At 74.0% G+C, this 20,900-nt stretch carries 13 protein-coding genes; 10 read left to right on the top strand and 3 right to left on the bottom strand.

Going from position 1 to position 20,900, the window contains the following annotated elements:
* The first annotated feature begins 57 nt into the window (after positions 1-57).
* The 7 genes from BLU42_RS07105 (at position 58) to BLU42_RS07075 (ending at position 6,237) form a co-directional block, all read left to right on the top strand.
* Positions 58-258 (top strand): ubiquitin-like protein Pup, encoded by a 201-nt coding sequence (locus BLU42_RS07105; protein ID WP_091073855.1) that lies wholly within the window; start codon positions 58-60, stop codon positions 256-258.
* Complete coding sequence (gene prcB / locus BLU42_RS07100; protein ID WP_231918484.1) at positions 255-1,115, top strand: proteasome subunit beta; 861 nt, start codon at positions 255-257, stop codon at positions 1,113-1,115. Before BLU42_RS07105 ends, prcB begins: the two co-directional genes overlap by 4 nt.
* Positions 1,108-1,926: a proteasome subunit alpha gene (gene prcA / locus BLU42_RS07095; RefSeq protein WP_091073854.1), complete on the top strand. Its 819-nt coding sequence runs from the start codon at positions 1,108-1,110 to the stop codon at positions 1,924-1,926. The genes prcB and prcA overlap by 8 nt, the downstream gene beginning before the upstream one ends.
* Entirely contained in the window at positions 1,923-2,999 is a 1,077-nt protein-coding gene (locus tag BLU42_RS07090) for a prephenate dehydrogenase (protein WP_091073853.1), read from the top strand. The genes prcA and BLU42_RS07090 overlap by 4 nt, the downstream gene beginning before the upstream one ends.
* A 108-nt stretch (positions 3,000-3,107) precedes the next feature.
* On the top strand, positions 3,108-3,839 hold the full coding sequence (gene cmk, locus BLU42_RS07085; RefSeq protein ID WP_091073852.1) for a (d)CMP kinase: 732 nt from the start codon (positions 3,108-3,110) through the stop codon (positions 3,837-3,839).
* An 85-nt stretch (positions 3,840-3,924) separates the two neighbouring features.
* Positions 3,925-5,283, top strand: a complete 1,359-nt coding sequence (der, locus tag BLU42_RS07080) for a ribosome biogenesis GTPase Der (protein ID WP_091073851.1) — start codon at positions 3,925-3,927, stop codon at positions 5,281-5,283.
* An 87-nt stretch (positions 5,284-5,370) separates the two neighbouring features.
* Entirely contained in the window at positions 5,371-6,237 is an 867-nt protein-coding gene (locus BLU42_RS07075; RefSeq protein WP_091073850.1) for a phosphatase PAP2 family protein, read from the top strand.
* Positions 6,238-6,286: 49 nt separating this feature from the next.
* Here BLU42_RS07075 and BLU42_RS07070 read toward each other — a convergent pair whose 3' ends face one another.
* Together BLU42_RS07070 and BLU42_RS07065 are read right to left on the bottom strand one after the other, a co-directional pair.
* Positions 6,287-7,543: an FUSC family protein gene (locus BLU42_RS07070; protein ID WP_157719872.1), complete on the bottom strand. Its 1,257-nt coding sequence runs from the start codon at positions 7,541-7,543 to the stop codon at positions 6,287-6,289.
* A gap of 126 nt (positions 7,544-7,669) precedes the next feature.
* Positions 7,670-15,838 carry a pectinesterase family protein gene (locus BLU42_RS07065; protein ID WP_157719871.1) on the bottom strand — a complete coding sequence of 2,723 codons (8,169 nt, stop codon included), beginning with the start codon at positions 15,836-15,838 and terminating at the stop codon, positions 7,670-7,672.
* Between the two features lie 206 nt (positions 15,839-16,044).
* Between BLU42_RS07065 and BLU42_RS07060 the strand changes: the two genes are divergently transcribed.
* From BLU42_RS07060 to BLU42_RS07050, 3 genes are all read left to right on the top strand, one after another.
* Positions 16,045-16,533 (top strand): YlcI/YnfO family protein, encoded by a 489-nt coding sequence (locus tag BLU42_RS07060; protein WP_091073847.1) that lies wholly within the window; start codon positions 16,045-16,047, stop codon positions 16,531-16,533.
* 109 nt (positions 16,534-16,642) lie between these two features.
* Entirely contained in the window at positions 16,643-17,494 is an 852-nt protein-coding gene (locus BLU42_RS07055; RefSeq protein ID WP_091073846.1) for a DUF4097 family beta strand repeat-containing protein, read from the top strand.
* 77 nt (positions 17,495-17,571) lie between these two features.
* Positions 17,572-19,227 (top strand): serine/threonine-protein kinase, encoded by a 1,656-nt coding sequence (locus tag BLU42_RS07050; RefSeq protein WP_091073845.1) that lies wholly within the window; start codon positions 17,572-17,574, stop codon positions 19,225-19,227.
* Between the two features lie 31 nt (positions 19,228-19,258).
* Here BLU42_RS07050 and BLU42_RS07045 read toward each other — a convergent pair whose 3' ends face one another.
* Positions 19,259-20,899 carry a twin-arginine translocation signal domain-containing protein gene (locus BLU42_RS07045; protein WP_091073844.1) on the bottom strand — a complete coding sequence of 547 codons (1,641 nt, stop codon included), beginning with the start codon at positions 20,897-20,899 and terminating at the stop codon, positions 19,259-19,261.
* Position 20,900: the final 1 nt, after the last annotated feature.

Raw genomic sequence — 20,900 nt, 5'->3', positions numbered from 1 at the left:
ACCGAGAACTGTCGGTCCCGCTGACTAGGGTGGTACCAGTCCACCAGAGGAGTGCTCATGCCCGAGTCAGAGCAGGCCCACCGCCGGACGCGGAGGTCTGAGGACGAGGAGACGGTCGAGGAGATCCCGGCCGCCGACACCGCGCACAAGGCCGAGCTCGACTCCGACGTCGACTCCCTGCTGGACGAGATCGACGACGTCCTCGAGGTCAACGCCGAGGAGTTCGTCCGGTCGTTCGTGCAGAAGGGTGGCCAGTGAGCCCCAGCTCACCTGACGTGTCCCGCGGCGGGTTGCCGGCGGCGTTCCTGCGCGCCGGCACGTCGTCGTTCACCGAGCTCGCCACGGCGGTCGCGCCCGACGTGCTGCCCGGCTCCCGGCTCGCCGGGCTGCCCGGCACCGCGAGCCTGGGCGACCTGGCGCCGCACGGCACGACCATCGTCGCCGCGACCTTCCCCGGCGGCGTCGTCGTGGCCGGCGACCGGCGCGCGACGATGGGCAACATGATCGCCCAGCGCGACATCGAGAAGGTCTTCCCGGCCGACGAGTTCTCCGTGGTCGGCATCGCCGGGGCCGCCGGTCTGGCCGTCGAGATGGTCGGGCTCTTCCAGGTCGAGCTCGAGCACTACGAGAAGATCGAGGGCGCGCCGCTGTCGCTCGTCGGCAAGGCCAACCGCCTCGCGACGATGATCCGCGGCAACCTCCCGCTGGCCATGCAGGGCCTGGCCGTCGTGCCGCTCTTCGCCGGCTGGGACGAGGCGGCTCGGATGGGCCGGATCTTCTCCTACGACGCCACCGGCGGCCGCTACGAGGAGCACTCCTTCTTCTCCGTCGGCTCCGGCTCGATCTTCGCCCGCGGCTCGCTGAAGAAGCTCTACTCGCCCGACCTCAGCGTCGGCGACACGACGATGGCGGTCCTGCAGGCGCTCTACGACGCGGCCGACGACGACTCCGCCACCGGCGGTCCCGACCTCGCGCGGCGGATCTTCCCCGTCGTCATGGTCGCGGGGCCCGCCGGCGTCGAGCGGGTCAGCGACGAGCAGGTCGGCCAGATGGTCGACACCCTGGTCGGCGGCCGCCGCACCCGACCCGACGGACCGGAGGCTCCCGTTGTCTAGCCCGTTCTACGTCGCGCCCGAGCAGCAGATGAAGGACCGGGCCGACTTCGCGCGCAAGGGCATCGGCCGCGGGCGCTCGGTCGTGGTCCTGCACTACGCCGACGGCATCGTCTTCGTCGCCGAGAACCGCTCGCAGGCCCTGCACAAGGTCGGCGAGATCTACGACCGCATCGGCTTCGCCGCGGTCGGTCGCTACAACGAGTTCGAGAACCTGCGCCAGGCCGGCATCCGCTACGCCGACCTGCGCGGCTACAGCTACGACCGCACCGACGTCACGGCCCGCGGGCTGGCGAACGCGTACGCGCAGCTGCTCGGCGGCATCTTCTCCTCGGGCGGGGAGAAGCCGTACGAGGTCGAGATCATCGTGGCCGAGCTCGGTCCCGACGCGGCGGCCGACCAGATCTACCGGCTGACCTACGACGGCTCGATCGGCGACGAGGAGCACTTCGCCGTGATGGGCGGTTCGGCCGAGCCGAGCGCGGAGGTGCTGCGCACCGGGTACGCCGCCGGCCTCGACCTGGGCGCCGCCGTCCGCCTCGCCGTCCGGGCCCTCGGCTCCGACGGCGGCCCCGGCACGCCACCGCGCGAGCTGGGTGTCGACGCCCTCGAGGTCGCGGTGCTCGACCGCACCCGGGCGCTGCCGCGCAAGTTCCGCCGGGTGGCCGGTGACCGACTGGCCGCGCTGCTGGACGGGCGTGACGCCGCCGCCGCGGGTGCGGACCAGGCGCGGGCCAGCGCGTCGACGACCTCGCCGGCCGCGCCCGAGGTCGGGCTGCCCGACCAGCCGGGCGCACCGCCCGCCGGGTCGTGACCGCAGGACCCGCCGCGCCGGTCACCGTCGTCGTCGGCGCCGGGCTGGTCGGGGCGTCGATCGGGCACGCGCTCACCGCGGCCGGGTGGCCGGTGCACCTCGTCGACGCCGTCCCGAGCCACGCGGCGGTCGCGGCGGGGCTGGGCGCCGGCACGGCGGAGCCGGCCGATCCCGACCAGGTCGGTCTCGTCGTCGTCGCGGTGCCGCCCCGCGTCATCGCCGACGTCGTCGGGGAGAGCCTCGACACCTACCCGCACGCGACTGTCACCGACGTCGGCTCGGTCAAGGCCGGCGTGCTCGACGCGCTGTGGGAGCGCCCGGTCGACCTCACGCGCTACGTCGGGTCGCACCCGATGGCCGGCTCGCACCACTCGGGGCCCGTCACCGCCGACGGCGAGCTGTTCGTCGACCGGACCTGGGTCGTGACACCCCACCGCAAGAGCGCCGAGTCCTCCGTCGAGCGGGTGGTCGAGCTGGTCCGCGCGTGCCGGGCGCGCCTGGTGACCCTCGACGTCGACGACCACGACGCGGCCGTCGCCCGGGTCTCCCACCTGCCGCACCTGGTCTCGGTGCTCATGGCCGGTCACCTCACGAACGTCCCCGAGGAGGACCTCGTCCTCGCCGGGCAGGGCCTGCGCGACGTCACCCGGATCGCGGGCAGCGACCCCGGCCTCTGGCAGCAGATCGTCGGCGCCAACTCCACGGCCGTCCTGCGGGAGCTGCGCCAGGTCGCGGTGTCGCTGGACCGCCTGATCAGCGCGGTCGAGACCGGCCCGGCCGACCCGGCGCTGGTCCGCGAGCTCGAGCGCGGGGTCGACGGCACGCGCCGCATCCCCGGCAAGCACGGGGCCGCGCCGGTGCCGTACGAGCAGGTGGTCGTGGCCATCCCCGACGAGCCCGGTGCGCTGGCGCGGCTGTTCGGCGACGTCGAGGCCGCCGGGGTCAACGTCGAGGACATCGCCATCGAGCACGACGCGAGCCGCCAGGTCGGCTACCTCACCCTCTCGGTCCAGCCCGAGCGGGCCGAGGGGCTGGCGCTCGTCATGCGCGACGGCGGCTGGACGGTCGTCTAGGGCACCCGGTTCCGGCAGCGCCCGTCGGCGGTGACCACCACGCCCAGGCCCTGTCACCCCTCCGGGCGACAGGTCGGAGCAGGGTCGCGGGATCGATAGGGTGTCGGGATGCCTGACGCCTCCCAGACCCCCGAGACCGCCGGCGAGGCCGTGCTCAGCGACACCCCGCTCGTGGTGGCGATCGACGGCCCCAGCGGCTCCGGCAAGTCCAGCACCGCCCGCGGCGTCGCCGTCCGCCTCGGGCTGGCCAACCTCGACACCGGCGCGATGTATCGTGCCGCGGCCTGGCTCGCGATGCACGAGGGGCTCGACCTCGCCGACGGCCCGGCGGTCGCGCGGCTGGTCCGCGAGGCCGACCTCGACCTCGAGCTCGACCCCGCGCACCAGAGCGTCACGGTGAACGGCCACGACGTCACGCAGGCGATCCGCGAGCCCGAGGTCTCGGCCGCGGTCAGCGCCGTCTCGACGAACCTCGACGTCCGCGCCGACCTCATCGCCCGGCAGCGCCGGATCATCTCCGAGGCCCGGTCCGGCATCGTCGCCGAGGGGCGCGACATCACCACCGTCGTCGCGCCGGAGGCCCCCGTCCGGGTCCTGCTCGTGGCCGACGCGGCGGCGCGCATCGCCCGGCGCCACGCCGAGCTCGGCGGCGACGTGGACGCGGCGGCCGTGCACGACCAGGTGGTCCGGCGCGACCGCGACGACTCCACCGTCGCCGCGTTCCACGACGCCGCCCCCGGAGTGACCGTGCTCGACTCCACCGACCTCAACCTCGAGCAGGTCGTCGACGCCATCTGCGCGCTGGTGCCACCGGCGTTCGACCCGGCCGTCGCTCGCTGACGTCGGGGAGCCTCCCGGCTCCCCGCTACGCTGGAGGGCCGTGCGTGTCCCGATCCGGGGCGCGGAACACACCCTTCGGAGCACCATGACCGAGCCCATCAGCTCACCCCTGCCCACGCCCGCCCGCACCCTGCCCGTCGTGGCGGTGGTCGGCCGGCCCAACGTCGGCAAGTCGACGCTGGTCAACCGCATCCTCGGCCGCCGCGAGGCCGTCGTCCAGGACGTGCCCGGGGTGACCCGGGACCGCGTCTCGTACGACGCCGACTGGAACGGCCGCTCCTTCGTCCTCGTCGACACCGGTGGCTGGGCCCCGGACGCCCAGGGCCTCGCCGCGCAGATCGCCGAGCAGGCCGAGCTCGCCATCACCACCGCCGACGCCGTCGTGCTCGTGGTCGACGGGACCGTCGGCACCCTCGACAGCGACCAGGCGGTCGTGAAGGTGCTGCGGCGCAGCAAGAAGCCGGTCGTCCTCGCGGTCAACAAGGTCGACGACCAGCGCGCCGAGGCCGAGGCCGCGAGCATGTGGAACCTCGGGCTGGGCGAGCCGTACGCGGTCTCCGCGCTGCACGGCCGGGGCAGCGGCGACCTGCTCGACGCCATCCTCGACGCGCTGCCACCCACGCCGCCGCTCGACCTCGACCCCGAGCGCGGGCCCCGCCGGGTGGCCATCGTCGGCAAGCCGAACGTGGGCAAGTCGAGCCTGCTCAACAAGCTGGCCCGCCAGCAGCGCGTCGTCGTGCACGACATGGCGGGCACGACCGTCGACCCGGTCGACGAGCTCGTCGAGGTCGACGGCGAGACCTACGTCTTCATCGACACCGCCGGGATCCGGCGCCGGGTCAAGGAGGCGTCGGGGCACGAGTACTACGCGAGCCTGCGCACGCAGGGCGCGATCGAGCGGGCCGAGGTCTGCGTCGCCGTGCTGGACGCCAGCGTGCCGCTGACCGAGCAGGACGTCCGCATCCTCACCTCCGTGGAGGAGGCCGGGCGGGCGCTCGTCATCGCCTACAACAAGTGGGACCTGACCGACGAGGAGCGCCGCCACTACCTCGGCCGCGAGGTCGAGCAGGACATCGCGCCCTTCGCCTGGGCCTCGCACGTCAACATCTCCGCGCAGACCGGCCGTCACGTCGACCGGCTCGGCCCGGCGCTGCAGGAGGCGCTGACCTCGTGGGAGACCCGGATCTCGACGGGCAAGCTCAACGCCTTCCTCGGGCGCATCGTCGCCGCCCACCCGCACCCGGTCCGCAGCGGCAAGCAGCCGCGGATCCTCTTCGGCACGCAGGCCCAGGCCAGCCCGCCCACCTTCGTGCTGTTCACCAGCGGGCAGCTCGAGCCCGGCTACCAGCGCTTCGTCGAGCGCCGGCTCCGCGAGGAGTTCGGCTTCGTCGGCACGCCGGTGCACGTCGAGGTCCGGGCACGGGAGAAGCGCGGCAAGCGCTGACCCGGCCGCGCCGGCCCGGCCGGCGCGGCGCTCAGCCCGGGCTCAGCCGTCGGCGGTAGGTTCCCGGCTCACCGACGGAGGCAGGACATGCAGGGATCTGAGCGACCGACGCAGCCACGCGGCGTCGAGCGGCGGGGGAGCACCGCCCTCGAGGGCCGTCCGGTCGTCACGCACTGGTACGGGCCCGTGGGCACCCGGCTGGCCCACGTGGCCACCGGCGTCGGGCACCGGGTCGGCGCGCAGCCGGCGCTGGCCATCGTCCTGCTCGTCGGGGGAATCATCGCCTTCACGGCGTCGTTCCTCGTCAGCCGCGTCTACGACGCCGTGGTCGAGAACGACGGCGTCGCCATGCTCGACCGGCCGATGCTGCAGGAGGCGATGCAGCTGCGGCGGCCCTGGCTCGACGAGTTCTCCGCCGGCGTCGCGTACGTCTTCGGCCCGGTCGGGATGCCGCTCATCGCGGTCGCCGCGATCCTGCTGCTCGCGCTCACCAGGAGGTCCTGGACACCGGTGATCCTCGTCGCCGGGGCGGGGGTGGGCTCGCTGCTGATGACGATCGCCGGCAAGGACATCATCGGCCGGAGCCGCCCGCCGCTGGTGGACGCGGTCCCGCCGTTCGAGCACTCGCCGTCCTTCCCGAGCGGGCACTCCCTCAACGCGACCGTGGTCGCCGGCGTCGTCGGCTACCTGCTCTGGCTGCACCGGCACGCGGTCCTGGCCAAGATCGCCTGCGTCGTCGTCCCGGTCGTCCTCGCCGTCGTCGTCGGGCTGACCCGCGTGCTGCTCGGCGCCCACTGGTTCACCGACGTCCTCGCCGCGTGGCTCCTCGGCGCCGGCTGGCTCGCCGTCGTCGTCACCGCGCACCGTCTCTACCTGACCGCCCGCGAGCGCGGGGCGCCGGAGGCCCCGCAGCCGCGTGCCTCGACGCAGAGCCACGGGTCGCACCGGACCTGACCGGAGGTCCTGGCGTCGTCCGGGCCGGACGGCGCGAGCCGGTCCGACCTCACCGACGCCGGGACAGGCGTCGTCGGGGGACGTCGGGCATGGGGGTCCAGCGCAGGCGTGGCCGCACGGCCGGCGGCTCGAGGTCGAGGTCGAGCTGCGTGAGGACCTGGTCCACGGCGGTCAGCATCGACCCCTGGACCAGCCACCGGTCGGGGTGACGACGAGCGTCGACGTCCAGCAGCACGAGCTCGGTGAGCACCGCCCGCGACTCCCGCACGATCTCGGCGAGGCGGTCGTCGAGGGCGCCGAGCGGCGCCAGACGCCGGCCGTCCTCCCGCGGCGGCGCGCCCAGCAGGTCGCCGAGCGCACGGAGCCCGTCGGCGAGGTCGTCGAGGACGACGGCGAACGCCCGCCGCAGGTCCGACCCCGTCGAGCCGCCCGCGTCCTCGGACCGCGAGGCGGCGGCGATCGCGCCGAGGAGGGTCTGCTCGGCGGCCAGGCAGCGGTCCAGCCGCTCGACGGCACCCCGGAGCCGGTCGTGGACCCGGGCGGTCGTGAGGGCGCGCGCGTTCAGCGTGCGGCTCTCCTCGGTCGCGCGCACTGCGGCGTACGCGGCGGCGATCTCGCGGTCGACGTCGCGCACCCAGTCGGACCAGGCCGCCACCTCGTCGGGCTCGGGGGCGCGCCCGCCCAGGGCCAGCGCCACCTCGTTGAGCAGCGCGGCCTGGGATCGGGCGACGCGGCGCACGGCCTCGGCGGCCCGCGCGTTGGGGATGGCCACCGGCGCGACGAGGCTGAACCCGATCCCGACGACCGTCCCGACCAGGGTCAGGCCGACGCGCGCCTCGGCGGCGAGCGACGGGGCCGTCACCGCCAGGATGAGCATCGCGCTGATCGGCGCCTCGAGCGACTGCTCGGCGAGCCGCAGCACCTTCGCGAGCACGAGGGACGCGGCGATGACCAGGGCGAGGCTCCACCACGTGAGCCCCACGGTCGCGCCCACGGCGACGGCGACCAGGACGCCGGTCAGCACGGCGCCGACGCGGACGAGCCCCATCCGCAGCGTGCCGACCGCGGAGGCCTGCACGACGAGCAGGGCCGTCAGCGGCGCGGTCAGGTCGACCCCGCCTGCCGGGATCAGCCGACCGGCGACCACGTACGCGACGACGGCCGCGGTCGTCAGCCGACCGACCTGGATCGCGGTCGGTGCGAGGCGTGCGGGCACCTGCGACCACGAGGTGGGCGAGGTCGGCCACAGCCACCACAGCAGCGCGCGCAGGCGCGAACGCAGCCAGCGCCCCACCCGTGCCACCATCCCCGAGCCCCCGCCTCGTGCCGGTTCCGTGTCACGCTAGACGACGGGAGCGGGTCTCCTCAGACCGGCGGAGGACGACAGCTCCCCGGACCCGCCGGTCCGGGGAGCTGTCGGCGATGGTCGTGCTCAGGCGGTGGGGTTCCAGCCGTCGGTCCCCGCGAGGTAGGCCTTCGCGGTGAAGGCCGCCGCGTCCGCGTCGGAGAGCTGCGGCCGCGTGGCCGGGTTGACGACCTCCGCGCCGGGGCCGGTGTTCTTGTACTCGAAGAAGCGTCCGGCGGTCCACGGCGTCGCCGCGTCCCAGTCCTTCCACGGACCGGCGGTGGCGAGCGCCGAGCCGAGCTCGGTCTCGCGCACCACGACCTGCGCCTTGCCCTGCGTCGAGTACGGCCGCCCGAGGAACACCGAGCCCGGGTTGCCGTCGGTGACGATCGTGCTGCCCGTGACCAGGAACCCGTACGGCGAGGCCGCGTCGACCGAGCTGTCCGTCAGGCTCGCGCCCGGCCGGTTCAGCACGTGGATCGTGCTGCGCTCGATCACGGTCACCGCGCGACCGAGGACCAGGTCGGCCCCGCCCTCGAGGTGGCTGTTGCGCACGTAGACCCGGGAGAAGGTCGTGGCGTTGGCCGTGGAGACGAGCAGGGTCTGCTTGTCGCCGAGCATCCGCACGTTGTCGACGACCTGCTGGTCGCCGGCCTTGATCTGCAGGGCCGTCGCCTGCGCCCCCGCCGCGGTGGCGACGCTGGCGAGCGTCAGGTTCGAGACGGTCCAGCCCTTGCCGCTGATCGTCAGCGTGGCCACCGCACCGCCCGGCGCGGTCAGCACCGTGTCGGCCGCGTTCGTCGTGGCGCCGACGAGCCGGACGCCGTAGCGGTTGCCGCTGCTGACCGCACCGGCGTAGGTGCCGGGCTGCACGAGCACGGTCCGGTAGCCCTGGGCGGTGTAGTCGGCGTTGTCGGCCAGCAGCGCGATGCCGCCCGCGACCGTGGTCGCGTCGCCCGAGCCGTCGGCGGCGACGACGACGTCGGCCTTGACCGGCGTGGCCTTCGCGCCCGTCGAGGCGTCGGAGGCGTTCCCCGCGGTGTCGGTCGCCCGCACCGTGTAGGTGTACGTCGTGCCGACGACGGCCGTCGTGTCGCTCCAGCGCGTCGCGGTGACCCCCGCCCCGACCACCGTGGCCGGGTCGCCGCCGGAGGAGCGGAGCACGTCGTACGACGCGAGGTCGGCGTCGTCGACCTTGCTCCAGGCGACGGCCACCGAACCCTTGCCGAGCACCGTGGTGACGCCGGTGGGCACGGCCGGAGGCGTGGTGTCCCCGGCCGCCGGCGTCCCGGTGGCGACCGCGGAGCGCGCCGACTCGTTGCCCTGGGCGTCGACCGCGGTGACCTCGTAGGCGTACGCGGTGCCGTTGACGAGCCCGGTCTGCGTGAACGTCGCGCCCTTGAGCAGCGCGTCGTTCAGGTGCGTGGTCGCGCCCGCGGCGTAGACCCGGTAGCCGGCGAGGTCGGGCTCGCCGTTCGCGGTCCAGGTCAGCACGACCCGGCTGTCCCCGGCCCCGGCCTTGACCCCGACCGGCGCGGCCGGCGGGAGGCTGTCGGCCGGAGTGGCGGCGACCGTCGCCGCGACCGAGGTGTTGCCCGCCGCGTCGACGGCGACGAGCGCCCAGGTGTAGGTCGTGCCGTTGGCCAGCCCGGTGCTGCTGAACGCACCCCCGGTGATCCCGGAGCGGACCAGCGTGCCCGGCCCGACCACCACCGAGGTGCCGACCGCGCGGTAGAGCCGGTAGGAGGCGGCGTCGGGGTCGGCCGTCCAGGTCAGGTCGACCCTGGTGTCGGCGCCGGCCGCGACGAGGCCGGCCGGCGTGGCCGGCGCGGTGACGTCGGCCGGGGTGGCCGGGTCGGCGACCGGGGCGTACCAGGTCGGGGCCCCGAGCCATGCGGCGACGGTGTAGCCGACCGACGCCGCGGGGCTGAGCTGCGGACGCAGGTCGGTGACGCCCGAGCCGGCACCCGAGTTCGCGTACTCCGCGAACCGGCCGTCGACCCACTTGTAACCGTTGAAGTCCTGCCACACCTGCGCCTTGATGCCGGCGTTCAGGACCGTGTCGCGCACGACCGCCTCGGGAGCGTTGGCCGCCGTCGTCGTGCCCTGGGCGTAGCCCGCCCCGAGCCGGACGTCGCTGACCCCCGCGGCCGGGGCCACGGTCGAGCCGATCACCAGGAACCCGTGCCCGTTGGTGCCCGTGGTGCTGGGGACCAGCAGCGTGCCCGAGGTCTTGGTCGCGACGAGCGTCGTGGCGTGGACCACGAGGGTGGCGCGGCCCAGGACGACGTTGTTCGCGCCCGAGACCGTGGAGCCCTCGATGAGCTGGCGCGAGGTCGCGCCGGCCGTCGGGACGTCGGCCCAGACCGTGCGGTCCGTGCTGGTCAGCGTGGTGCGGTCGAGCAGCACCTTGTCACCCGTCATCGACACGGCCGGGGAGTTGCTGACCCCGGCGCTGTTGGTGACCGACAGGGCGCGCACGGTCACCGAGGAGCCGGAGACCGTCAGCGTCGGCGTCGCCGTCGCGTTGGTCAGCACGACGTCGGCGGGGTCACCGGTCGAGCCGACGACGGTGATCCCGCTCTTGGCGATCGTGGTCGTGCCGGCGTACGTGCCGGGCATGACCTTGACCAGCCACGGGCCGTTGGCCGGGCCCGCGTCCACCGCCGCCTGCACGGTGCGGTAGTCGCCGGACCCGTCGGTCGCCACCACCGCGTCGACCTTGAGCTGCGGCGTGGCGCTGGCCGTCGCCGAGGCGGCGGAGACGTGCCCGGCCGCATCGACCGCGACCACGGTGTAGCCGACGGCGGTGCCGTTGGTCAGACCGGCGTCGGTGTAGGAGGCCCGCGTCAGGGTGCCGCCCACCTGCGTGCCGTCGCGCAGCACGCGGTAGCCGACGACGTCGGGCTCGCCCGACTCGTCCCAGGTGAGGGAGACCTTGGCGTCCCCGGCCTTCGCCGACAGCCCGCGTGGCGCGGCGGGTGCCGTGTCCGGGGCCGCTGCGGCGACCGGGTTCCAGCCGTCGGTGCCGGCCAGGTACTTCTGCGCGGTGGCGTCAGCGGCCTGCGCGTCGCTCAGCTGCGGACGGTTCCCGTTCTGCGCCCCGGCCGCCAGGGCGCCCGGGCCGCTGTTCGCGTACTCGCTGAAGCGTCCGTCGGTCCAGACGTTCGGCGCGAAGTCGACCCAGGGCTGGGCGGTGCTGATGCCCTCGCCGATCCAGGTGTTGCGGATCGTCGTCTGGCCGCGCGAGCTGTCCGGCTGGGTGCCGTCGCCCCAGCCGCGCCAGGGACGGCCGAGGGCGAAGGTGCCCGGGTCGTTGTCGCTGACGATGCGGCTGTTGACGACCAGGTAGCCGTACGGGTTCTTGCTGGCCGTGCTCGGCGCGAAGACCGTGCCGCCGTTGTGGCTCGTCGCGTGGATCGTCGTCCGGTCGAAGACCGTGGTGGCGCGGCCGAAGACGAAGTCGACGTTGCCCTCCACGTAGGAGCCCACGACGTACTGGCGCGGGTAGCCCGTGCCGGTGGAGCTGATGTTGCCCTGGGCGTCGGCGAGCACGGTGTCCTGCACGCCGAGCAGCCGCACGTTCCGGTAGACCTGCCGGTCGCCGGTCATGCGCAGCGCGACGGCCTGGGTGTTGAAGTTCCCGATCTCGGGGTGCGCGTCCCTGTCGAAGGTGTTCGCGATCGTGAGGTCGGAGACCTTCACGTTCGACCCGGACAGGAACACGGTGTAGCTGCCCGAGGTGCCGCAGGTCGCGGCGTTGGTGACCTGCGGGCAGGTGCTCGCCGAGACCGCCGTGCCGTTGGCGTTGTCGAACTCGATGCGGACGTCCCGCGGGTCGCCGGTGGTCCCGGCGACCACCAGGTTGGCCTTCGTCGAGGCGACGACCTCGTGGTAGGTGCCCGGCTTGACCAGGATCACCGTCGGCTTCGCGGCGGTGCCCGCGTTCGCCGCGGTCAGGGCGGCCTGCAGCGAGGTGTAGTCGCCGCTGCCGTCCTTGGCCACGGTCAGGTCGGCCACGAGGGGCTGCGGGTTCGGCGTGACGGTCACCGGGGCGGCCGCAGCCGAGGGGTGCCCGGCCGCGTCGACGGCGACGACGGTGTAGGCGTACGCCGTGCCGTTGACGACGCCCTTGTCGGCGAACGTCGGCTTGACCACCGTGGCGACCAGGGTCGCGTCGGTCGGGGTGACCGTGCCGCCCTCGGCCCGGTAGACCCGGTACCCGGTGACGTCGGGCTCGGTGCTGTCGTCCCAGGCCAGCGTCACGAGGCCGTCGTCGGCGCCGGCGGTGAGGCCGGTGACCCCGGCGGGCGCGACGTCGGGAGCGGCGTCGACGACCGGGTTCCAGCCGTCGGCACCGGCGAGGTAGGTCTCCGGCGTGTACGCCGCGGCGTCGGCCGCGCTGAGCTGCGGACGGCCGGCGCTCGTGGTGCCGGCGGGCAGGGCGCCCGGCCCGGAGTTGGCCCACTCGGCGAAGCGGGCGTCCTGCCAGTGCGTGGTCGTGCCGCTGTTGACCATGTCGGTCCAGGTCTGCGTGGTGCTGACGACCGGACCGAGCCAGCTGTCGCGGACGACGACCTGCGCGACCGCGTTCTTGTCGGCGACCGACGTGCCGTCGGCCTGGGCCTGGCCGGGCTGCCACGGGCGGCCCAGGTTCTGCGAACCGTCCGGCGCGGTGCCGGTGAAGCGGCTCCGCGTGATCAGGAAGCCGTACTTCTGGCTCGTGTCGGTGCTGGCTGCGGTGACCGCCCCGTTCGGCGAGGAGCCGTGGTCGAGCGACCTCAGCACGCAGCCGTCGAAGACGGCGGTCGCGCGGCCGAAGAGGTAGTCGACGTCGCCCTCGACGTAGCAGTCGTGGAAGTACTGCCGCGAGGCGACGGTGGTGCCCGCGCTGTTGGCGTACAGGGTGTCCTGGTTGCCGAGCAGGCGGATGTTGTCGAAGACGAGCTTGTCGCCGGTGGACCGCATGGCCACGGCCTGGCCGTTGGCGTACGTCCCCTCCTTGTACGCGTTCTCGACCGTCAGGTCGCGCAGCGAGTCACCGGTCCCGGTGACCAGCAGCGTGGCGCTGCCCGAGGTCCCGTACGTGGCGGGCGTGCCGTCGTCGTTCTTGCCGCCGGTCGGCGTGCCCGCCGCCCGGTTGCCGGTGATGACGACGTCGGAGGCCGTGCCGGTCGAGCCGACGACGGTGACGTAGGGCTTCGCGATCGTGAGGTACTCGGCGTAGCGACCGGGCACGACGGAGATGACCGTCGGGTCGGCAGCGGTGCCGGCGGGAGCGGCGGCCAGGGCCGCGCCGAGGGTGGCGAAGGTCTTCACCCCGTCCGCGTGGGCCGGGTCGACGACCAGGTCGACGACCAGGGGAGCCGCGGCGATCGTGACCGTCACCGCGGCGCTGCGGGCCGACTCGGCACCGCTCCGGCTGATGGCCGCCACCGAGTAGCTGTAGATCGCGCCGTTGACCGCGCTGCTGTCGCTGAAGGCCGGCCGGTCGACGGTGCCGAGGACCGTCTCGACGCCCTTCTCGGAGCGGTAGACCTTCCAGCCGACGACGGCGGCGGAGCTGTCGTCGGCCCAGGCGAGGTGGGCGACGCGGTTGTCGGTGGTGACGGCCAGGCCGGCGGGCGCCGCCGGGGTCGTGGTCGCGGCCGGGAGCACCGGGTTCCAGCCGTCGCTGCCCGCGAGGTACTTGGCCGGGGTCGCGTTGGCGGCGTTGGAGTCGGTCAGCTGCGGCCGGTTGGCGTTCACGGCTCCGGTCGGCAGAGCGCCCGGGCCGATGTTCCTGTACTCGCTGAAGCGCGCGTCCTGCCAGCGGAAGTTGACCTTGGTCCCCGACGAGTTCGCCGTGGCCATGTCCTCCCAGGGCTGGTCGGTCGCGATGGCGGCCGGCAGCCAGGTGTTCTTGTAGACGACCGAGCCGATGGCGTCGGGGTCGGCGCTCGGGTGCCACGGGCGACCGAGGTGCACGGTGCCCGCCGCGGCCGAGGAGACGACCTTGCTGTCGACGACCAGGAAGCCGTACTTGCTGCCGGTGTCGGTGCTGGCGGCCGTGATGGCGCCGTTGTCGCTCTTGCCGCGGTCGAGGGAGCGGAGGGTCACCCGGTCGAAGACGGCGTCCGCCGCACCGAACAGGTAGTCGACGTCACCCTCGATGTAGCTGTTGACGTAGTACTGGCGGATCCGGGTGGTCGGCTTGGGGGTGTCGGCGAGCAGGGTGTCCTGGTTGCCGATCAGCCGGACGCCGTCGGCGACGAAGCGGTCGCCCTCGACGCGCAGCGCGACGGCCTGCTGGCTGGTGATCTCGGGGTGCGCGGCCTCGTCGAAGGCGTTGACGACCGAGAGGTTGGCCAGCTTGAGGTTCTTCGCCTCGGCGAAGACGGTGTAGCTGTTCGCGGTGCCGTACGGCTCGCCGTCGGTCGGGTCGATGGTCCCGGAGGCGGCGTCGTAGGTGATCACCGTGTCGCCCGGGCCGGCGCCGGTCCCGTGCAGCGTGACGTTCGGGCTCGAGAGGCGGAGCTTCTCGCGGTAGGTGCCCGGCGCGATCTCGAGGGTGTAGCTCTCGAGGTTCGTGGCCGGGATCGTCGCGAGCGCCGCGCCGATGGTCGGGAACTGACCGGCCGGGCCGACGGTGATCGTCTTCGTGACGACCGGCAGGGCGACGGGTGCCGTCGTCGAGGTGGCCGAGACGACCGTGGAGGCCGAGGAGAGGTTGCCGACGACATCCTGCGCGGTGATCTTGTACATCGACTTCACGCCCTGCGGGGCGCTGGTGTCGGCGAAGCGCGGGGTGGCCGTCACCGCGGCGGCGGTGGCCGTCGCGAGCAGCGGGTAGGTCTTGCCGGCGTCGACCGAGCGGTAGACGTTGTAGCCCGCGACGTCGGTGTCCGTCGGCGCCGCCCAGGTGAGGTCGATGCCCGCCTTGGTGCTGACGGTGGCCTTGAGCGAGGCCGGCGCCTTGGGCGCGACGTTCGGGTTGTTGGCCGTGAGCGAGACGTAGGACGACACGTTGCCGCTGGTGTCCACGGCGCGGATCCGGAAGTAGGCGACCTTGCCCTCGGTCACCGACGGGTCGGTGAAGGTGGTCGGCACGAAGGGCCTGTCCGCCCCGAGCAGCGTGACGTAGTCCCCGGCGCCGTTGCGCTTGAGCACGAGGTAGCCCGCGAGGTCGGCCTCCTTGTTGGCCGTCCAGGAGACGGTCATGCCGCCGCCGCCGGCGACGACGACGGCCTTCGGCGACGACGGGGTCGCCGGTGCGGTCGTGTCCTTCGAGGTGGCCGCCGAGACGGTCGCGGCGGGGGAGGACCCGACCGCGTTCGTCGCGACGAGGCGGTAGTAGACGGTCGTACCGGCCGGCGCCGAGCTGTCGGTGACGCTCGTCGCGGTCGAGGCAGGAGAGGCGACCGTGGCGAACGTGCCCGTGCTCGAGGTCGAGCGGGACAGCGTGTAGCCGGTGATGCTGCCGCTGGGCGCGGTCCAGGCCAGCGTGACGACGTTGGCGCTGCTGACGGTCGCCTTCAGCCCGGTCGGGGCAGCCGGGGCGGTGCTCGGGGCCGGCGCGGTGGCGGCCTTGGCCGAGACGCTGGCCGCCGAGGACGCGTTGCCCGTCCTGTCGACGGCGGTGACGCGGTAGTAGGCGGTGGCGCCGGCGGGCGCGCTGGCGTCGGTGAAGGCGGAGGTGGAGAGCGGCGACGAGGTGAGCGTCGTGTACGTGCCGCTCGAGCTGGCGGCACGGGCGACCTTGTAGCCCGCGAGGTCGGGCACCGCCACGTCGGCCCAGTCGAGGGCGATGCCGCCGCTGGTGGCGGTCGCCTTCAGGCTGCTCGGGGTGCTCGGCGCGCTGGTGTCGGTGGCCTTGACCGTCTGCACGCTCGACGGCTTGGAGACGTTGCCGCTCTTGTCGCGTGCGGCGACGCCGTAGTAGTAGGTCGTGCCGGCAACGGCCTTCGCGTCGGTGAGCGTCAGCGACGTCGTCGTCCCGACGGCGTCGGTCGCCGGGACCAGCGTCTTGCTGGTGGAGCGGTAGACGACGTAGGTGTCGAGGTCGGACGCCGAGACCTTGCCCCAGCTGACCTGGGTGCCGACGCCGCCGTAGTAGACGGTCTTGACGCTGCTGGGCACGGGCGGCGGCGTGGTGTCGGCGGCGGTGGCCGACGGAGCGATGCCGACCACGAGACCGGCGGCGGTGGCCGTCACCACCAGGCCGCGCACGAGACCGCGGGCAGGCTTGACGACGTGAGAAGACGCGCGAGAGCGCATGCGGATGTTCCCCCCGAAACAGTACGAAGCGTGAGCTCGCCCCCGAGCTGCACGAAAGGTCCCGCGAAACTTGCGGATTCCTGAGAGAAGTATGGCGAGCGTATAGGTAGTTGACAACCGAACCACGTGTGACGAGCGCCTCGTCGAACGCCCTGCGACACCATCGGGCGCTTGACTTGACACCATAGTGGTGTCACCATGGTGTCATGGATCTCGGGACGTACGTCGGTGACCTCCAGCGCCAGCTCGCCGCGGCCGCCAATGGCGGTACGGAGGAGACGCGGGTGGCCGCCGAGCGCCTGGTGACCCAGCTCGACGCCGCCGTGCGCGTGGTGCTCCTCGACGCGCTGTCCGCGGCCGCCGGGGAGATCACCCGCGACCTCGCTCCCGGCTCGGTGGACCTCCGCCTGCGCGGCCGCGAGGTGGACCTCGTGGTGAGTGCGCCGAGCGCCGACCCCGGCGCCGAGGACCGGCCCGCCGCGGCGGCCGACCTCGACGACACCAGCACGTCGCGCACCACGCTCCGGCTGCCCGACGCCCTCAAGGCGCAGGTCGACGAGGCGGCAGCCGCGGACGGCGTCTCCGTCAACGCCTGGCTCGTCCGGGCGGTGGCGTCGGCGCTGCAGCCCAGGCAGCGTCGCGCCGCCCACCGGAACCGCTCCGGCGGCGACAGCTTCGCGGGGTGGGCGCGCTAGCGCCGCCCCGCCCGTCCTGGACCACCCTCGGGACCACCACACACCGCACCACCAACAGCCCCGGACCGCCCGGGGCTGGACACGCACACCCTGAAGGGGGAGCCCGAGCATGCCCACCTATCCCACCCCGCACCCGATCGACCTCGCCGTCGACCTCCAGGTAGGAGCCCTCGAGGTCGTCGCCGGCGACCGCGAGGACACCGTCGTCACGGTCCTCCCGACCAACCCGGACAAGGAGGCCGACCGCCGCGGCGCCGAGGGCACCCGGGTCGAGCTGGTCGGCGACCGCCTCACGGTGGTCACCCCGAAGCCGCGCTTCAGCCTCGTCGGCCCGAGCGAGTCGGTCGACGTCCGCGTCGAGCTGCCGAGCGGCTCTCGCCTGACCGCCGAGGTCGCCCTCGGCGCCGTGCGCTCGTCCGGCCGGCTGGGGGCGACCCGGGTCAAGGCCGCGTCGGGACGCGCGCAGCTCGGCACCACCGGCGACCTCTGGCTCCGCGCCGGCCACGGGTCCGCCACGGTCGAAGCCGCCGAGGGCACGGTCGAGATCACCGCCGACCACGGCGCGATCACGGTCGGCCGCCTGGGCGGCGACGCGCTGCTCAAGGCCTCGCACGGCAGCGTCACCGTGGGGGAGTCGACGGGCGACCTCGAGGCCAGGCTCTCCTACGGCGACCTCGAGGTCACCCGCGCCCTCGGCTCGGTGACCGCCAGGACGGCGTACGGCAGCATCGCGCTGCACGAGGTGTCGAGCGGCTCGGTCGAGGCCGACAGCGGCTACGGCGAGATCGTCGTCGGCGTGCGCGACGGCGTGCCGGCCTGGCTCGACCTGGCGTCGAAGATCGGGCGCGTCCGCAACGAGCTCGACGCCGACCGCGCCCCCGCCGCGGGCGACCAGGCCGTCGCCGTCCGCGTCAGGACCCAGTTCGGCGACATCGGGGTGCACCGCTCACCCGAGCGCTGACCGCGGCTCGCCGGGCACCCGCGGCCGGTGCCGTAGGCTCGCCCGGTTCGTTGGTGGGCCGGTGGAGGGGGAGCGGGGTGGCCGAGCCGCAGACGCTCCTGGCCGACCGCTACCGGCTCGTCCGCCAGGTCGGTCGCGGCGGGATGGGCGTCGTCTGGGAGGCCAGGGACGAGCGGCTCGAGCGCCCGGTCGCGGTCAAGCAGCTCCGTCCGCAGGTCGGGCTCGCGCCGGAGGAGGCCGACCTCGCCAAGCGCCGGGCCATGCGTGAGGCGCGCATCACCGCGCGCCTCCACCACCGCAACGCGGTGCCCGTCTTCGACGTGGTCGAGCACGAGGGGCAGCCGTGCCTGGTCATGCAGTTCGTGCCCTCGGTGCCGCTCTCGAGCCGGTTGCGCGAGGGCGGTCCGCTGGACGTGCCGGAGACGGCGGCCGTCGGTGCCCAGGTCGCCTCCGCCCTGGCCGCGGCGCACCAGCTCGGCATCGTCCACCGCGACGTCAAGCCGGGCAACGTCCTCCTGGCCGACGACGGCACCGCGATGATCAGCGACTTCGGGATCTCCCACGCGCTCGGCGACGCCACCCTCACCTCGACCGGGCTGGTGCACGGCACCCTCGCCTACCTGGCGCCCGAGGTCGCCCGCGGCGCGAGCTCGAGCTCGGCCTCCGACGTCTTCTCCCTCGGCGCGACGCTGTACGCCGCCCTCGAGGGCGGCCCGCCCTTCGGCACGGACAGCAACGCGATCGCGCTGCTCCACCGGGTGGCGTCGGGCGAGTTCGCCGTGCCGGAGCACGCCGGCCCGCTCGAGCCCGTGCTGATGGAGATGCTCCGCGCCGACCCCGGGTCCCGACCGACCATGGCCGACGTGTCCGCGCGGCTCTCGGCGGTCGGGGCGGAGGCACCGGAGTCGGGGTCAGCGTCGGAGCCGGGAGCCGAGGCCACGCTCGCGCTGCCGGACCAGGAGACCCCGGTGGCCCCCGAGGAGGTCTGGACGACCCAGGTCCGCTCCCGGCGACGTCGCCAGGGGCCGTCCGTGGTGCCCGTGACGGAGCAGCTGAACGAGCAGCCGGACGACCAGCTGCCGGACGCGGCGTCGGCGGCGCCGGCCGGAGCGGACCGCCGGCGCCGGGGGCCGGTCGTGGCGCTGGCCCTGCTCGTCGTCGGGCTGGTCGTGGTCGGCGCCGTCGTCGTCGCGGGGCAGCTCGGCGGCCGTGGCTCCGGGGTGGCCGCCGATCCTGCGACCTCCCGCCCACCGCAGCGGTCGGCGTCGTCGGACGCGTCCGGCTCGGCGGGGCCCGGCTCCGGGAGCACCACCTCGTCCGCCGCGAGCACCCCGGGGCGCTCGCCGTCGCCGTCCGCGTCGGCGACGTCCGCCTCGTCCACCGCCTCGCTCACCGCGACGCCGAGCTCTGGCCGGCCGACCGCCGCGGAGCTCGAGGACGCGGTCACCCGCTACTACGCGCTGGTCCCCGACGACACCGACGAGGCCTGGCCGCTCCTGACGGCGAGCTACCAGCGCACGACCTCCGGCGGCCGCGCGTCGTACGACCGCTTCTGGGGCCAGGTCGACAGCGTCTCCGTCAGCAAGGTCGACGCCACGCCGCCCTCGGGTGTCGAGGCCACGGTCACCTACCGCCGCTCCAGCGGGACGGCGGTGGAACGGACCTCGTTCCGCCTCGTCCGTGACGACGGGGTCCTGAAGATCGACGGGTCGACGGTGCTCGGCCGGGGCTGACCCTCCTTCCGCCGACCCTCGTCGCCGACCCTCAGCCGCGACCGGCGTCGACGTACGCCTGACCGAGCTCCTCGCTCATCTGGCGGCCGTAGCGCTTCCACCAGGCGTCGGATTCCTCCCGCCAGGCGCTGACCGGCTTGCGGCCCTGCATGATGTCGGTCTCCAGCGCGGTGAAGCGGGTCTGCGACTGCGCGAAGCGGTCGGCCGCGGTGCGGGAGTAGAGGTAGACGGCGTCGTTGGCGGTGGCGCGGGGGACGAGCTCACGCAGCAGCCGGTCGCACGCCCGGGCGGCGTCGGCGTTGCCCGGGACGAAGTTCACCTGCGGCGCGTCGACGAGGTACTTCAGCCCGAGCTGGGCCGCGGCCGTGCCGCTCTTGGTCGGCACGATGTTCCCGTCCTCGAGCGCGAAGTCGGGGCCCTCGACGCCGTACTTGGCGGCCAGGTACTCGACGCTGCCGAACGGCGCGGCCAGGTAGTCGGCGATCCGCAGCAGGGCCTCGACGCGGTCGGCCGCGTCCTTGGAGATCGCCGAGAACCCGAACGACGGGAAGCTCAGCCAGAGCGTGCCCTTCCCGCCGCCGTCGAAGGCCGGGATCTCGTAGCCGTCGACCGCGAAGCCCTCGGTGTCGCCGTACGAGGCGTAGTAGGACGGCCAGGCGGTGAAGGCGTCGGCGGTGAAGTACGCCTTGCCGGTGCCGAACCAGGTCTTGGGGCTGGCCGAGGCGGTGAAGGCGTCCGGGTTCACGAAGCCGTCGGCGAAGAGGCCGCGGGCCGCGTCGAGGGCCTGCTCCTGCCCGGGGTCGGTCCACCAGCTCTGCATGGCGCCGTCCTTCCAACGCCAGAAGTTGGGGATGTCCAGCATGTTGCGGAGGAACTGCAGCGCGGGGGAGGTCAGCGCCCAGGTGCTGCTTCGCGGGTCGTTCACCTCCACGCACAGGGCGCGGAAGTCGGCGAAGCTCTGCGGTTCCTCGGTGATGCCCTTGGCCCTCAGCAGGTCGTCGCGGCGGTAGACGATGCCCGACGACACCGCCCCGCGCGGGGACGGCAGCCCGTAGATCCGGCCGTCGAAGCGGCCGACGTCCCAGCAGGACGTCGGGATGTTCGCGAGGTTGGGGTAGGCGAGGATCGCGTCGCCGGCGAGGTGCTCGGACAGGTCGAGCGCCTTCGCCGCCATCAGCTCGGGCGTCCGTGGGAAGTCCGGCGTGGGGCTGGCGAAGAACATGTCGGGCAGCGCGTCGCCGGCCACGGTCGTCGCGTACTTCACCCCGAAGTCGCTCTGCGGGACGATCTGGATCTGCAGCGGGCTGCCCAGCCGTGCGTTGAGGTTCGACCAGACCGAGTTCCGGTCGACGGCGGGCGGGATCGAGGAGAAGGTCTCGGTCAGGATCGTGACCGGACGTCCGTCGCCGGGGGTGGCGGAGACGGTCCGCACCGGGTCGGCGGGATAGCTGAAGTACGAGCTCGGGATCACCCCGTCGCTGGTCCCCGCGATGTCCGGTTTCGGCAGCCCCGTCCGGGGTCGGTAGGTGGGCGGTGCCACGGGCGGGCCGAGGTCCTGCGGGGAGGGCGGCGTGCCGCAGCCCGCGAGCTGGGTCGTGCCGAGCGCCAGGCCCGCGGCGCCGGTCAGGCCCAGGAAGCGGCGGCGGTCCATGGCGCCGGCGTGCGCGGTCATT

Source organism: Microlunatus sagamiharensis (assembly GCF_900105785.1).
GTDB classification, from domain to species: Bacteria; Actinomycetota; Actinomycetes; order Propionibacteriales; family Propionibacteriaceae; genus Microlunatus; species Microlunatus sagamiharensis.
The sequence above is the reverse complement of the archived record's forward strand: the minus strand, read 5'-3'. Positions and strand labels throughout refer to the sequence as shown.